This window comes from Asticcacaulis sp. AC466, assembly GCF_000495815.1.
Taxonomy (GTDB): Bacteria; Pseudomonadota; Alphaproteobacteria; order Caulobacterales; family Caulobacteraceae; genus Asticcacaulis.
In genome coordinates, this window is record NZ_AWGE01000008.1 from 246,517 (window position 1) to 261,810 (window position 15,294).

The following is a 15,294-nucleotide window of genomic DNA, read 5'->3' on the forward strand; positions in this document are numbered from 1 at the left end:
CCGCCGCAATGGCATTTTGTTATCCCAAGCCTATCCGACGCGCGGTTCGGCAATCATTTTGAAGTCCATGGACTAGGCTTGGATTAGATTGCCGCATGAGAATAATATGCTTTGGGCCATCTCCGGGATGGGGAGCTCACCGTCAATCTATAGGTGTATGCAGAGCTGAGGGCGGCCGGTACTTGGAAAACTTCAGCAGACGCATATAGTGTCGTGCCGGTAGTTCGACGAGGTGATGCAGGACCATCGCCGCCGGAATGACGCCCGAGACCAGTCCAGCCCATAACCAAACTGGCATCGCATCCGGATTGACGTGTGCCACCCTTTGCAGGCCTTCGACATAGACCAACTGCCAGGGGATGCAGATCATGTAGATGGCGAAGCTGACCTCGCCGAGGTATACCAGCCAACCTTGCGAAAGAACCGACGAGCCCGCGCGAGCCGCCAGACCCAGTCCGAGGATTAGGATGGCGCAGAACAGGACCGAGACCAGATCGGGGCCGTGAAGCAGGACGGTCGCAATCAAGCCAACCAGTCCGACTGCGGCCATCACTAAGGTTATTTGAACGGATGAAATCCTCCTTGAGCGCCAAACGAGCCACATCGCGCAGCCGAGCGCGAAACAAGGCACAATGCGAAGCGCGCCCCAGAACATGGTGGCCTCGGTGAGCGGAAATCCTGCGAACAACTGAAATACCGTGTAGAGCGTGCCGAGAAGAACGACGGCAAGTCCGACAGCCACGAAAGGCCTGGCCCAAAGGGCGACCGCAACTGTCGCGAAGGCGGGGAAGGTCAGATAGGCGAACCATTCGGCCGAGATCGACCAGGAGGGATGGTTCCAGCCGCCGTGCGGCGCCAAACCCCAGGCTTGTGTAAGTGTGAGGTGCGCGGGCAAGGACGACCAGATAATGAGCTTGTCGCCGGCATGGATGCCGGCCAAAGCCAATGCGCCGATCAACAAGCCGAGGCCTGCGATGATCGCCACGTGCATGGGATAGATGCGAGCCAGGCGCGCCCAGATGAAGTCGCGGTAGCCGAAGCGCTTCGCCTTGAAGCTTTCGAGATAGACGTGGCTGAGAATAAATCCCGAAAGCACGAAGAACAGCTCAACGCCGAGGTAACCTTTGGCGACGAAGTCCGGTCGCATGGGTTGCAGGTTTGGCCAGAAGTGAAAGGCGACGACCCACATGGCGGCAAAGAAGCGCAGGCTGGTGAGCGGCCGCAGATCCTGCGGCCTGGCTATGGAAGTGTCATTGTGATGCGTCATATCTGGCCCCTGTAGACCTTATGTAGATGTGGGATTTTAAAGAGCGATCGGTGGTTCCATCATGCCCAAGGCGGCCACCAGGGCGAGGACAGAAAGGCCGGCCAATGTTTCAAGAATGAGACTGTGGCGGAGCGCGGCGATCGCGTAAGCCGTGTCACCCGCTGGGATGGATTTTTCCAGAGCGGGCGTTAACCGGAACCGGTTCAGTCCGGCGAGAACCAGCATCCCTGAGAAAACCACAAGCTTAAGACTAAGCAAGACGCCGTAAGGCGACTGGAAGACCTGCCCGATATGATCCAGGCCTATGAGAAAGTAGCTGTTGATCAGGCCGGAAACGACAAGCACGGCGACAAGGGCAGAGCCGACGCCGGAGAAGTCCTTGAGGGCATTAAACAGTGTGGTTTGCTGTTCGAGATCCTGAGTTTTTGGCAGGCACAGCAAGGCCAGAAACGCGAAGAGCGCACCCAGCCACACGCCTGCGGCAATCATGTGCGCGATATCGGCAATCAGATGAACGGCGCCGCCCGCGCCCTCGGTTGATGCGCCGTGGCCGGTCCAGGCAAAACTTGCGAGCAGAACCGTCCCAAGCAGGCAGGTCGCCTGCCACAAACGGAGGGAGGGTTTTATGAGCACTACGGTCAATAGCGTCACGAAACTTAAGGCAATTCGCGCGGCGATGGCATGACCCCACTGGGTGTCAGTCAAGACAACGGACACGGACGGCATATCGAGTTTATCGAGCGAGATACCGTTCATCGTGGCGGCCTGGGCTGCCAGTGACAGCAAGGCACCTAAAAAAAGGAGCAGACTGCTGGCAACGAGAAGTGGCTTCGGCCAGCGCAATGCGCCGGCCGAAGTATTGCCGTCAGGCGGAAGAAGCATGAGATAGAACAGGGCCGCGCCGAACAGGCCGGTAGCCCCTGCGTATTGCAAAAATCTCGCGATGCTTGCCGCCCACATATTGGTCTTCCTATTTTACGGTGAAGCTGTATTCGCCGGTTACGCGGTGACCGTCGTCGGTCGTGACCGCGTGCCAGGAGACTTTGTAAGTGCCGGCCATCAGCTTGCCTTTGACGGGTGCGGTCAGCATCATGCCGCTGGAATCCACAGCGGGCGCGACATCGACCTTCATGCCGTCAGCCATTGTGACGTCAAAGCCGGAGAGCTTCGGCGCCAACTTTTCGTTGAAGTGCAGCATGATCGATTTCGGCGACGCCACCGTCGAACTGGCCGCCGGCATGGCGCTTTGCAGCTTCGCGTGAGCGTCCGCCACATTGGCTACGAACGCTGCGGCCATCAGTGTAGCGGAAGCGAGGAACAGGTTGAGCTTTTTCATGATAGTCTCCTTGGGGTTTGGGAGGATTTAGAACATCCACCGGATGCCGAAGCTGAGCCGGGTGTCCGTTGGTTTTTCGCCACGCATGCGGGCGTAATCGGCGGTCTTGCCGAATTTTTGCTGATAGGTCAGATCCACATAGGGCGCGAATTCACGGCGGATTTCGTAGCGCGTTTGCACGCCTATGCTGGCATCGGTGAGACCGGTGCCGAGACCCTCAACCGCGTCATTCCGGCTGTTTACGTTCATTTCGAAACGCGGCTTCATGATGAGGCGTTGGGTAATCAGCCATTGATTTTCGTAGCGAAGACGACCGCTTAAAGCGCCATCGTCGCGTAGAAAGAGGTGCGCTTCCGTGTCGAAGAAGTAGGGCGCCATGCCCGTCAAACCGGCAGCGAGGAAGGTATGGGCCTTGCCACCTGGGACGTCTGGCTTCAAATCCGTCCTTACCCCGACCTGGGCATCCCAATAGGTTGCGACGTGCCGGCCGTAGAGTGCCCACAGTTCGGCCTTGTCGGTCTTGCCGTCGGTGATCTCGCCTTCGCTTTTCAGCCATAGACGATTTGTGTCGCCACCCGCCCAGCCGTCGAAATCCCACGCGCCTGTATCAAGGCCGTTCTTCCTGGAAAGTTCGGTCTCCAGAGTGAACATGTGATAGATGCCAGGTTTATGCATATTGGCCATGGCGTTCAGGGCGGCGGGCTCATCGGCATATGTGGCATTGGCGATAAACCCCACACCAAACGCCATGAGAACGAGCGTTTTGAGGTTAGTGCGCATGGGAAGACTCCTTGCTGCTGCTGGCGGAGGACCCGCTCATATCCATGCCGCCCATGTTCATGCCATCCATTTTCATCGGGGCGGGCTTGGATTTCGGCGCGGCTTTCTTCTTGGTGGCGGGTGCCTTCTTCTTGGCAGGGACCTTGGCCGCCGGTGTCTTGTCCATGTCCAGTCCGGACATTGCCCCCGTGGCTTTCGGTGCGGATACCGTTGGCTTGGCGTCAGGCGCGGTCATTACCATCGGAGGAGTTGAGGGCGCAGTACCGTCTTTTTTGCCCATATCCATGGTCCCCATGTTCATTCCGCTCATGTCGTCGGATTTGGCGCCAGGTGTGGCCGGTTGGGACATATCCGTGCCCTTCATGTCACTAGGCAGACCTGGATTGGACGCCGTGCCCATGTCCATACCGGGCATGTTGCTCATGCCTTTCATATCGCCTGACTGCATCGGCATGGCTGCGGGAGGAGACGCGCCCGGCTTTTCAACGACGAGATCCGTCATCATGCCGGAGAGCATGTGGTACATCAGGTGGCAATGAAACGCCCATGTACCTTCGGCGTCGGCGGTCAGGATGACCGACAGGGTTTGGCCAGGGGGCACAATGACCGTGTGTTTGTTCGGCAACTTGTCGAGTGACTGGCCGTTTTCCAACTGAACGAACATGCCATGAAGGTGGATAGGGTGCGCCATCATGCTGTCGTTGATCAGGGTCAGGCGGACACGTTCGTTATATGCGACGTGGATGCCGATCGTCGGATCGAACGTCTTTCCGTTCATGGTCCAGATGTAGCGTTCCATATTGCCGTCGAGGTGTACCGCGATGTCACGTGTCGGTTCGCGAACGTCGGGCTGAGTATCGCGATAGATCAGGTCGTTGTAGCTGAGTATTTTCGTGCCTTCGGGCGCGTGGGCGTCCGCCCAGCCACTCGGTCCATCCATGGACGACATGTCCATCTTCGGATCGTCCATCATCATCATGTTCATATTCATGTCGGACATGGTCAGGATGGCGCGCGGCCGCTGAGCAGGCACTTCCCCCTTCATGCCTTCGCGTGGCGCCAGAGTACCAAGGGCGAAGCCAGTTCGGTCGATAGGTTCGGCGGCGATGGTGTAGGCCTTGTCGTCTTGCGGCTCGACGATGACATCGTAGGTTTCAGCGTTGCCGAAACGGAACTCGTCGACCTCGACTGGTTCAATGGGCTGGCCGTCGGCGGCGATGACCGTCATTTTCAAGCCAGGGATACGAACGTCATAGATCGTCATACTGGCGGCATTGATAAATCGCAGGCGTACCTTTTCACCGGGTTTGAAGATCCCGGTCCAGTTTTGATCAGGGCTCCTACCATTGACCATGAAAGTGTAGCCTTCGACGTCGGCCAGGTCGGTGGGCATCATATTCATCTTGCCCCACTGACCGGCCGCCTTCACCGCCTTGCCAAGGCCCATCTTGCCGACATCGGATAAGAAGTCGCCAACGGTGCGTCGATGATATTGGTAGTAGTCGGAAGAGGCTTTCAGGTGCGCCTGGATTGTCTTGGAATCCTCAAGGCTTTCGTCGGATAGAATGACGGTGTAGTCACGGTCGGACTTCACGTCCTGGGTCGCATCTTGCGATCCGGGCGCCGGGTCGATGACGATGCCTGAAAACAGGCCGTCCTGCTCCTGACCCATGGAATGGGCATGATACCAGTAGGTGCCGGATTGTTTGATATGGAACCGGTACGTGAAAGTCTCGCCAGGGCGGATACCGTCGAAGCCATTGAAGCCCGGAACGCCGTCCTGGGAACCGGGCACCAGCATGCCATGCCAGTGGATGGAGGTATCCTCCTTCATGGTGTTGGTGACGTGGATGACAGCGTCATCGCCCTCCGTGAAGTGAAGGACGGGACCGGGTATGGTGCCGTTGACGGTGATCTTGCTGCGGGGCTTGCCCGCGACCTCGACCATCTGGCGTGCGATGGTCAGGCTATATTCTTGAATGTGAGTCGGGGTTTCGGCTTGAACCAGCGTCGGCGGTAACGCCAAAGCCAGCAAACCGAACACCAGCGAAAGCAGGTGTTTCATAGTATTTATCCTGGAAGAAGACACGCTTGCAGGCGTCAGATTGGCGCAAGCAAGCTTGGGAATGCCACGCGCCAAAGAGCGCGTCACAGGGCGTCTAAGATTGCAGGATCAGGCTCGGGGAGGTCGTTTAAGCGTATCGGCAAGATACGAGGGCAGGGCATATGCGCTCTGCCGATCCACGACTAACTCTTCCATATGGAAAACGGCCGGGATTAAATCGGTCAGCAGCGATGGCGTGGCTGGACAATGGCTCAAAGGGCAACTGCATCCATTCGAGCAGCAACCGCCACCCATGTGGCCGGCGGGCTTGCTCTTTGAGGGAATGTCCTTGGCAGTTTGCGCCGCCATGGCCTTGGCGCATTCCGCACTCATGCCCGGCATTGAGACTTCAGCAGCCGGTTGCGCGTGTTGCTGCGTATTGGCTGCCATGGCCTGAGCATGCAAAGGCGAGGTAATCGTCACGAAGACGAACACCAGTCCCATCAGCAGTCTTGTCCAAACCTTGGTCATGAAACGCCAGATAACGCGATTATTGTTAAAATGAAATGTCTAACCCTCTACATACCCCTATGGGGTATCTATTGCAAGCGCGTTTGAAGCACCGAATAATCTATCCCGCCGATACTCATAGCTTCACGCTTCTGATCCGAAGGCTATTGCCGATAACCGAAACCGAGCTGAACGCCATGGCGGCTGATGCGATAATCGGCGAAAGGAGCAGGCCAAACGCCGGATATAGGACGCCAGCGGCGATCGGCACGCCGATCAGATTGTAGGCGAAGGCGAAGACCAGATTCTGTTTGATATTCCGCATGACGGCCCGGCTCAAGGCTCGTGCCCGTACAATGCCACCAAGATCACCTTTGATAAGGGTGATACCGGCACTTTCCATGGCGATGTCGGTTCCATTGCCCATAGCAATGCCGACGGTTGCGGCTGCCAGCGCAGGCGCATCATTAACGCCATCTCCGGCCATTGCGACTTTGCGGCCTTCCTTGATCAGGCGTTCGATGACGTCGGCCTTGCCACTAGGCAACACATCGGCCTCGACCTCGTCGATCCCTAAGTCCTTGGCGACGGCCTTCGCCGTGACCGCGTTGTCGCCGGTCAGCATGACAAGACGCAAGTTCTCGCCTTTCAACGCCTTCAGCGCCGCGACGGTCGATGCCTTGATGGGATCGGCAACGACGATAATTCCGACGGACTTACCATCGATCGAGGCATAAATGGCAGTCTGCCCCTTGTCACGATAGGGTTGGGCAAGGGCGACCAATACACCATCCTCGCTGATAAGTGAGGCATTTCCGAGCATCACTGCGGCCCCATCGATGCGTCCTGTTACGCCCTTTCCCGATGGCGCTTGGAAGTCCTTGACGGCAAAGGTAGCAACACCTTTGTCCTTTGCGCCCTTGACGATGGCGTCGGCGATAGGATGCTCACTGACCGCTTCAAGAGAGGCCGCGAGTGACAAAAGCCTGTCGGCATCGAAGCCGTCGATTGTTTTGACATCGATCAGTTTCGGCCGGCCCTCGGTAAGTGTACCCGTTTTGTCGAAGACCAGTGTATCGACCCCTTCAAACGCTTCCAGAACAGCGGCGTCACGCACAAGGACGCCTTCCTTGGCTGCCCGGCCCGTGCCCGCCATGATCGACATGGGGGTGGCAAGTCCAAGAGCACAGGGGCAGGCAATGATCAGCACGGCAATAGCATTGAGAATGGCGTAGCCGAGTTTAGGCTCTGGGCCCCAAAACATCCAGACGGCAAATGTCACCAAAGAGACGGCGATGACGGCCGGGACAAAGTAACCCGAGACGGTATCGGCGACGCGCTGTATCGGAGCGCGAGAACGCTGGGCCTGGCCGACACGAGCGACGATCTGTGCCAACAGGGTATCATTGCCAACGCGCGTGGCTTTCATGACAAAGCTCCCGGATTGGTTGACCGTGGCACCTGTGACCTTGTCTCCAGGCCCTTTGGTGGCGGGCATGGCTTCGCCGGTCAGCATCGATTCATCGACATGGCTTGAGCCTTCGGTAAGTTCACCGTCCGTCGGAAGCTTCTCACCGGGTCTGACGCGCAAAAGATCACCGACATGGATCTGTTCCAACGGAACGGTTTCTTCGTCTTGCCCGTTCAACCTGTGAGCGGTCGCCGGCGCCAACTTCAGCAAGGCACGGATCGCATTGCCTGTTTGCGCGCGTGCCTTCAATTCAAGAACCTGACCAACGAGCACAAGCGCGGTGATGACGGCGGCAGCCTCGAAATAGACTTCCGGCCCCATCCCCATCGGATGCGGAAATAGACCCGGCACCAGGACGGCCACAACGGAATAGGCCCAGGCGACCAGGACGCCGAGCGCAATCAGGGTGAACATGTTCAAATGAAGCGTCTTCAGCGAGTCCCAACCGCGAACCAGGAACGGCCAGCCGCATCCCAACGCCACCGGCGTTGCCAGGATCATTTGAATCCAGAGCGATACAGTTTCAGGAACATATCGCGACAAGCCGAAGTGCGTGCCCATAGCGAGGACGGCGACGGGAATACTTAAGGCTGTCGCGATCCACAGGCGGCGCGACATGTCCTTCAACTCATGATTTTCTGGCTCGTCGAGCGTTATGACCTCGGGTTCCAACGCCATGCCGCAGATGGGGCAAGAGCCTGGACCTTCCTGGCGGATTTGTGGGTGCATGGGACACGTAAAGATAACGGTCTCGCCTGCCTTCGGCACAAGGGACTGTCCGGGCTCGGTCTTGTCATGATGGTGACAGTGTTCGTGAGCTTGAGGTGCTTGCTGATTAGCCGCAACGGTTTCCGGCGCCTTGTGACAGCACGACGCCGCAGGTGTTGTGGTTGCGGTCTGCGCGTCGCGTTCAACGGGCACGAGGGGCATATGGCATATCGGGCATGATCCCGGCCCCTCTTGCCTGACCTCGGGGTGCATAGAGCAGGTATAGGTCTTTGAACCCGCCACAAGCTCTGTCGTCTGAGACGCCACCCCCGTGTCGGACTTAGCATTCTGGCGGCAGGACGCCTTGCCGGCTTCAGACTTGGAGCCGGTTATGTCTTCGTGCGACATTGTCGCCTCCTATTCGTACTTCTTGAGAAGGACCATTATTTCGGTGAGTTGTTTGTCGCGCGTCGCGTCGTCACCGCAGGCGCAAGACTTGGCGAGGCAGGATTTCATGTGCGTTTCGAGGACGCTCAACTCTATGGTCTTGATGGCGCTACGCACGGCCCGAAGCTGGGTAAGAATATCGACGCAATACTGGCCTTCGCCGATCATGCGTTTGATGCCTTCAAGCTGGCCTGCGGCACGATTAAGACGCGGAAGCTGTTCAGAGTGTGATGGATGTTCCGACATTGCGACCTCAGTTATACCCTATAGGGGTATATATACCCGTCAGGGGTATATTACAAGATCGGATCGTCAATAAACAATGTGCAAGGTTGTTTGATCGCTATTCGTCAAACGATGCCAAATGTACCTACATAACCGGGCGATGGAAGGTGGCTTTTATCGCCACCTTCGCTGTGGGCTACTGTGGTGTTGCCGCCGTGACTTCAGCGTCCGATCCCTGGACCTTGACGTCGAATTTGATCTTTTCGCCGACCTTCAGACCGTCGAGCAAAGATGATGGCGTGGCTTTGAACGCCATGGTCATGGCGGGCCAGTCAACGGCTGGAATGGCGTCGTGTTGGATGGTTACGGTGCCTGCCACCTTGTCGATGGCGGTGATGACGCCTACACCACTGCCTTTTTTGGCACCGGCGTCGGTATCCATAGCCATGCCGGACATATCGGACATACCCGACATGCTGGCCATTTCGGCTGGTGCCGCCGCCGAGGTCGAGGCAGCTTCAGGCGCTGCAGGCCTGGGGCTACAGGCTGCGAGCCCGCCGGCAAATGCGAGTGTTGACAAGGTAATTGCTATTTTGGCTCTCATGATAATCTCCTTTGGTTGAGAGTTTGGCGGAAAGGTTTCGGTGCACGCCGGCGCAGCAGCAGGTAAGCGGCCGGGACGACGAGCATGGACAGAAGCGGCGCGGTTAGCATCCCGCCGATCATGGGGGCGGCGATGCGGCTCATGACCTCGGAACCGGCGCCATGACCGAACAGGATGGGCAAGAGGCCGGCGAGGATAACGCAGACGGTCATAGCCTTGGGCCGAACGCGCAGGAGCGCGCCTTCGCGCACGGCGGTTTCGATATCTGCCTGTGACGGATCTGGACCGTAGGCTTTCAGGGCATCTTTCAGATAGATCAGCATGATGACGCCGAACTCGGCCGAGACGCCCGCCAGCGCGATAAAGCCGACGCCGGTGGCGACCGACTGATGGAAGCCCAGAAGGTAGAGTGTCCAGATGCCACCGGTCAGCGCGAACGGCAGGGTGAGCATGATCAGAGCGGCTTCATCGAACCGGCCGAATGTGACGTAGAGCAGCAGGAAGATGATCACGAGCGTCGCCGGCACGACCAGTTTCAATCGCTCGACGGCCCGTTGCAGGTACTCGAACTGACCCGAATAGGCCACCGACACGCCCGGCGACAGCTTGACGTCCTTCGCCACCGCCTTTTGCAGGTCGGCGACAACTGAGGCGAGGTCGCGGTCGCGGACATCGACATAGACCCAGGTCGAAGGCCGGCCATTCTCCGTCTTGAGCATGGGCGGCCCGTCGGCGATCTCGACCTTCGCAACGGTCGACAACGTAATCTGCTGACCCATCGGGGTGAGGATGGGCAGCTCGCGCAGGCCTTCGAGGCTGTCGCGCAATTCGCGGGGGTAGCGGACGCTGATGGGATAGCGCGCCAGGCCGTCGACCGTTTCGCCGACGTTCTCGCCGCCGACCGCGCCGGAAATGATCGACTGGACGTCGGAGATATTGAGGCCATAGCGCCCCGCCGCCGCCCGATCGATATCGACATCGACATAGCGGCCACCGGTGAGACGCTCGGCCAGGGCCGAACTGACGCCCGGTACGGTCTTGGCGACCGTCTCGACATCGTGGGCGATGCGGTCGAGTTCGGCGAGATTGCTGCCGGAGACCTTGACGCCTATGGGGCTTTTGATGCCGGTCGCCAGCATGTCGATGCGGTTACGGATCGGCGGCACCCAGACATTGGCGAGGCCAGGCACCTTCACGGTCTTGTCCAGTTCATCGACGAGCTTGTCCGGCGTCATGCCTGGCCGCCACTGATCACGCGGCTTAAACTGGATCGTCGTTTCAAACATTTCCATCGGCGCCGGATCGGTGGCGCTCTCGGCCCGCCCAGCCTTGCCGAAGACCGTGGCGACTTCGGGGACGGTCTTGATCAGGCGATCGGTCTGCTGAAGGAGTTCGGAAGCCTTGTCGGCCGACAGGCCGGGTAGGGCAGACGGCATATAGAGCAGATCACCCTCATCGAGTTGCGGCATGAACTCAGCCCCGAGACGTGTCAGGGGCCACGCCGTTGTTGCGAACGCCAGCGCGGCGATCAGCAGGGTGGTCTTCGGCCGCCGCATCGCTGCGTCGAGAGCCGGGCGATAGATATGGGTCAGGAAGCGGTTGAGGGGATTTGAGGACTCTGCCGGGATCTTGCCCCGGATCAGATAGCCCATCAGCACCGGCACGAGCGTGACCGACAGGATGGCTGCGCCCGCCATGGCGTAGGTCTTGGTGAAGGCCAGTGGCGAGAATAGACGGCCTTCCTGTCCTTGCAGGGTGAAGACCGGGATGAAGGAAAAGGTGATGATGAGGAGGCTGAGGAACAGGGCCGGGCCGACCTCGGTCGCGGCCTCAGTTATAACTCGCCAGCGTTCATCGCCTTTCAGGACTTCGCCGGGATGATCATGTGCCCAATGCTCGATCTTCTTGTGGGCGTTTTCGATCATGACGACGGCGGCATCCACCATGGCGCCGATGGCGATGGCGATGCCGCCCAGCGACATGATGTTGGCGTTGACGCCCTGGCTGTGCATGACAATCAGCGCGATCAGGACGCCGATCGGCAAGGTAAGGATGGCGACCAGGGCCGAGCGGACGTGCCACAGGAACAGCCCGCAGACGATAGCGACGACCAGGAATTCCTCGATCAGCTTTTCGCGCAGGTTGCCGATGGCGCGGTCGATCAGTTGCGACCGGTCATAGGTGGTGACGACTTCGACACCCGGCGGCAGGCTCTTTTTCAGTTCGGTGAGCTTGGCCTTGACGGCGGAAATGGTCTCCATGGCGTTCTTGCCGGAGCGCAGGATGACCACACCGCCGGCAACCTCGCCCTGGCCATTTAGTTCGGCGATACCCCGGCGCATTTCCGGCCCGATCTGGATAGTCGCGACCTGGCCCAGGGTGACGGGGATACCACCGGCCGCCGTTTTCAGCGGAATGGCGCGGAAGTCGTCCAGCGTCTTCAGGTAGCCGCCGGCCCGGACCATATATTCGGCCTCGGCCAGTTCCAGCACAGAGCCGCCGCTTTCGCCGTTGGCGTTCTGGATCGCCGCAACGACCTCCCCATGCGTCACGCCATAGGCGGCCAGCTTTACCGGATCGAGCACGACCTGATATTGTTTGACCATGCCGCCGATACTGGCGACCTCGGCGACGCCCGGCAGGGACTTCAGTTCGTAGCGCAGGAACCAGTCCTGGAGAGAGCGAAGTTGCGACAGGTCATGTTGGCCGGTCTTATCGACGAGGGCATATTCATAGACCCAGCCGACGCCGGTCGCATCCGGCCCGAGCGAGGGCTTGGCGCTGGCCGGCAGGCGGCCCTGCACCTGATTGAGGTATTCCAACACGCGCGAGCGCGCCCAGTAGAGATCGGTGCCGTCCTCGAACAACACATAGACGAAGCTGTCGCCGAAGAAGGAATAACCACGGACCGTCTTGGCGCCCGGCACCGACAGCATGGTCGTGGCCAGCGGATAGGTGACCTGGTTCTCGACGATCTGCGGCGCCTGACCGGCATAGGAGGTGCGGATGATGACCTGCACGTCGGAGAGGTCGGGGAGGGCATCGACAGCCGTAGCTTTGATGGCGAATAGGCCGCCGGCGATGACCGCAAGCGTCGCCAGGATGACAAAGAAGCGGTTCCTGACGGACCAGCGGATAAGGGCAGCGATCATGGCTTCGCTCCCATCGGCTGAATCTTTTCGATGACCGGACCATCAGGCTTCTGGACAAAGCCGAATGTCACATGGTCGCCGGTTTTCATGCCCTTGGCGAGCGTGGCCGACGACAACTTGAACGTCATTGTCATGGCCGGCCAGCCGATAGCGGGGACGGGGTCATGGCTGAGGGTGATTGAATCCCCCTTCAATTGTTCAATCATGCCCCGTGTCTGGTAGAGGGCTGCGGCCGATGAGGCTGTTGCCGCGGGAGGCATACCGGTCAGTGGACGCGCGTTGATTCCGGCCAGGCTGGCTTCGGAGTCGATCAGGAACTGGCCTGACGCCACGACTTTGTCGCCCGCGCTGAGACCAGCAAGGACTTCAGTGCGATCGCCGCTTTCGCGGCCAATCTGAACCTCGGCCGGGGTGAACCGGCCATTGCCGCTGGCCAGCATGACCAGCGTGCGTTTCCCGGTTCGGATCAGGGCTTCGGACGGCACGAAAAGCGCCTGACTATTGTTGCCGTTCAAATGGACGGTGGCGAACATGCCGGGACGCAGTTTTCCGCCCTTATTCGGCAACTCGATACGCACACTGAGCGTCCGGCTCTCAGCTTGTGCGGTCGGCAGGATGGCGGCAACGCGGCCGGTGAAGGTTTCGCCCGGAAAAGCCGTCAGTTCGGCCGTTATGGGCTGGCCAGGTTTTACGCGGCCCGCCTGGATTTCCGGCACTGACGCTGTAAGCCAGACGCTGGACAGGCCTGTGACCTGAGCCAGCGTCTGTCCCTGACTGACGGTCATGCCCTGACGGACGTCGAGCGTTTGAATAGCGCCGCCGACCGGCGTGGTGATGGTGACGACATTGCTGATCCGGCCGGTGCGGGCGACGCTTTCGATCAGGCCAGCCGGCATGCCGAGCAGCACCAGCCTTTGTCGCGCAGCGGCCTCAAGCGCGTGATCGCGGGTCTGTCTGACGGCGAGGTATTCGGACTGAGCGCCACCCCAGGACGGCACGAGGATGTCGGCGATCGGCGCGCCGGCGGCGACGATGTCGCCGGGTGCCCTGGCATAGACCCGTTGGACGAAACCGCTCGCCCGTGCCTGGACGATGGCGACATCACGCTGATTGAAGTCGAGTGAGCCAGCGGCATCGAAGCTCTCCGCGAAATCGCCACGCTCGACGGAGGCCAGCCTGACGCCGAGATTTTGCAGGCGGGTCGGATCTATGCTGACACCAGCCGTTGCATCACCGGTGTCGCCGGCATATCGCGGCACGAGCTGCATATCCATGAATGGCGACTTGCCCGGCTTGTCGAAATGCTGGTCCGGTTTCATCGGATCATACCAGTAGAGCACCTTGCCTTTGTCGGCGGAGGCGGCAGTGGGGTGCGGCCCCTGTAGCTTGGCGAGGCCAAAGCCCGCGCTACCGGCGACCAAAGCGATAATAGCGGCCGACAGCCCGAGACGAAGGCGGGGAGACTGGTTCAAAAAGGTCATTGCTCATCGCTCTCGTAGGTCAGGGTGATCCGCACGGCATCGACGGCGACGTCGGCTTCGCGGGACAGGAGATCGACGTGGGCCTCGGCCAGGGCCAGTTGTGAACCCAGCACATCCGATAAAGTCGCGGTGCCTGCGCCATAGCTGGCGACTTCCAGATCGGCCTTCCTCTGCGCCAGCGGCACGAGCGTGGTTTGGGCGCGAGTAAGCCGGTCATGGTGCATGATGTGATCGGCCAGGTCCGCGTCGAGCTGCGCCTGCAATTGCCGATGAGCGGCGTCGCGCTCGAAGCGCACCCTATTGGCAGTGTCTTGCCGGGCCTGGATGGTTGGATCTTGCCGGCTCTTCGAGAACAAGGGCAAGCTGAGAGTTACGCCGGCCGAGACCATATCGCCCCACATCTGATCACGATGCTGGTAGGTAACATCCCATCCCCAGTCGGACCGCTTGCCGGCTCTGGCCAGCTTCACATCCGCGTCAGCTTGTTCGTTCATGGCGTTATACACCCCAAGCGTCGGGTTTCGCTCCAACGCCATCTGAAGGGCGGACGGATCAACCTCATAGCCCGGCAATTCACCTGCGACGTCTGCTGTTTCGTCGCCAGTCCACCGGATCAATTCAGCGCGTGCCTTCGCCGCCTCGGAGACCAAATCGGCGCGACGGTCCTCAAGCGCCGCCATGAGTTGGGCGGCGTCAAGGGTCTGAGACGGCCGCAGGCTGCCCCCTGTCAGTTGCGACGGCGCACTTTTCTCGATAGACCGAATAGATGCGGCGATGCCGTCAAGTGCGGCCAGCTTCTGCTCGGCATAATAAAGATTGACCCAGGCGACGGCCGTATTGACCTGTACCGTGCGGCTCTCAAGCGCGACGCTGGCTTGGGCTGCGCCGATATCTGCGTCTGCCCGGCCTCGCTCCGCCTTGCGTTTACCGGCGTTCGGCACATCCTGCACAACCCCAAGAGTCGTCATGGTCATGCTGTCAAGGCTGAACGACCCGGCTGGCGGACCTGAAATGGGGAAATTCTCCACGCCGAAGCGCAGCTTGGGATCGGGCAGGCGACCTGCCGCTATGGCAGATGACCGGGCGGCCGCCAGATCGGCCGTTTTGGCGGCCAGGCTCGGCGCGGACTGCTGGGCCTGTTGTAGCGCCGCTTCAAAAGTGAGCGGTTCGGCCCGCGCCATCGGCGCGACCATGGCGACCGACAGGGCCGCGCAGAATAGGATTCGCATTGGAAAAAACCTGACAGAGTCATCCCCGCGTTATTGCAGG

At 59.8% G+C, this 15,294-nt stretch carries 12 protein-coding genes; all 12 read right to left on the bottom strand.

Features of this window, described 5'->3' with window-relative positions:
* Positions 1-142: 142 nt before the first annotated feature.
* The gene (locus AEAC466_RS33065; protein WP_023458119.1) at positions 143-1,267 is read right to left on the bottom strand and encodes an acyltransferase family protein; all 1,125 of its coding nucleotides are present in this window, start codon (positions 1,265-1,267) and stop codon (positions 143-145) included.
* 36 nt (positions 1,268-1,303) lie between these two features.
* The gene (gene copD / locus AEAC466_RS33070; RefSeq protein WP_023458120.1) at positions 1,304-2,227 is read right to left on the bottom strand and encodes a copper homeostasis membrane protein CopD; all 924 of its coding nucleotides are present in this window, start codon (positions 2,225-2,227) and stop codon (positions 1,304-1,306) included.
* Between the two features lie 10 nt (positions 2,228-2,237).
* Complete coding sequence (gene copC, locus AEAC466_RS33075; protein ID WP_023458121.1) at positions 2,238-2,603, bottom strand: copper homeostasis periplasmic binding protein CopC; 366 nt, start codon at positions 2,601-2,603, stop codon at positions 2,238-2,240.
* A gap of 27 nt (positions 2,604-2,630) precedes the next feature.
* Positions 2,631-3,383: a copper resistance protein B gene (locus AEAC466_RS33080; protein ID WP_023458122.1), complete on the bottom strand. Its 753-nt coding sequence runs from the start codon at positions 3,381-3,383 to the stop codon at positions 2,631-2,633.
* Positions 3,373-5,448: a copper resistance system multicopper oxidase gene (locus tag AEAC466_RS0122370; RefSeq protein ID WP_023458123.1), complete on the bottom strand. Its 2,076-nt coding sequence runs from the start codon at positions 5,446-5,448 to the stop codon at positions 3,373-3,375. The genes AEAC466_RS33080 and AEAC466_RS0122370 overlap by 11 nt, the downstream gene beginning before the upstream one ends.
* A 108-nt stretch (positions 5,449-5,556) precedes the next feature.
* Positions 5,557-5,958 carry a hypothetical protein gene (locus AEAC466_RS33085; RefSeq protein ID WP_155913605.1) on the bottom strand — a complete coding sequence of 134 codons (402 nt, stop codon included), beginning with the start codon at positions 5,956-5,958 and terminating at the stop codon, positions 5,557-5,559.
* Between the two features lie 115 nt (positions 5,959-6,073).
* The gene (locus AEAC466_RS33090; protein ID WP_081714606.1) at positions 6,074-8,524 is read right to left on the bottom strand and encodes a copper-transporting P-type ATPase; all 2,451 of its coding nucleotides are present in this window, start codon (positions 8,522-8,524) and stop codon (positions 6,074-6,076) included.
* A gap of 9 nt (positions 8,525-8,533) precedes the next feature.
* Entirely contained in the window at positions 8,534-8,809 is a 276-nt protein-coding gene (locus AEAC466_RS33095; protein ID WP_023458126.1) for a metal-sensitive transcriptional regulator, read from the bottom strand.
* A gap of 175 nt (positions 8,810-8,984) precedes the next feature.
* The gene (locus AEAC466_RS0122375) at positions 8,985-9,392 is read right to left on the bottom strand and encodes a copper-binding protein (protein WP_031238708.1); all 408 of its coding nucleotides are present in this window, start codon (positions 9,390-9,392) and stop codon (positions 8,985-8,987) included.
* Positions 9,389-12,544, bottom strand: a complete 3,156-nt coding sequence (locus tag AEAC466_RS33100) for an efflux RND transporter permease subunit (RefSeq protein ID WP_023458128.1) — start codon at positions 12,542-12,544, stop codon at positions 9,389-9,391. The genes AEAC466_RS0122375 and AEAC466_RS33100 overlap by 4 nt, the downstream gene beginning before the upstream one ends.
* On the bottom strand, positions 12,541-14,025 hold the full coding sequence (locus tag AEAC466_RS33105; protein WP_023458129.1) for an efflux RND transporter periplasmic adaptor subunit: 1,485 nt from the start codon (positions 14,023-14,025) through the stop codon (positions 12,541-12,543). The genes AEAC466_RS33100 and AEAC466_RS33105 overlap by 4 nt, the downstream gene beginning before the upstream one ends.
* Positions 14,022-15,254, bottom strand: a complete 1,233-nt coding sequence (locus tag AEAC466_RS33110; RefSeq protein ID WP_023458130.1) for a TolC family protein — start codon at positions 15,252-15,254, stop codon at positions 14,022-14,024. Before AEAC466_RS33110 ends, AEAC466_RS33105 begins: the two co-directional genes overlap by 4 nt.
* Positions 15,255-15,294: the final 40 nt, after the last annotated feature.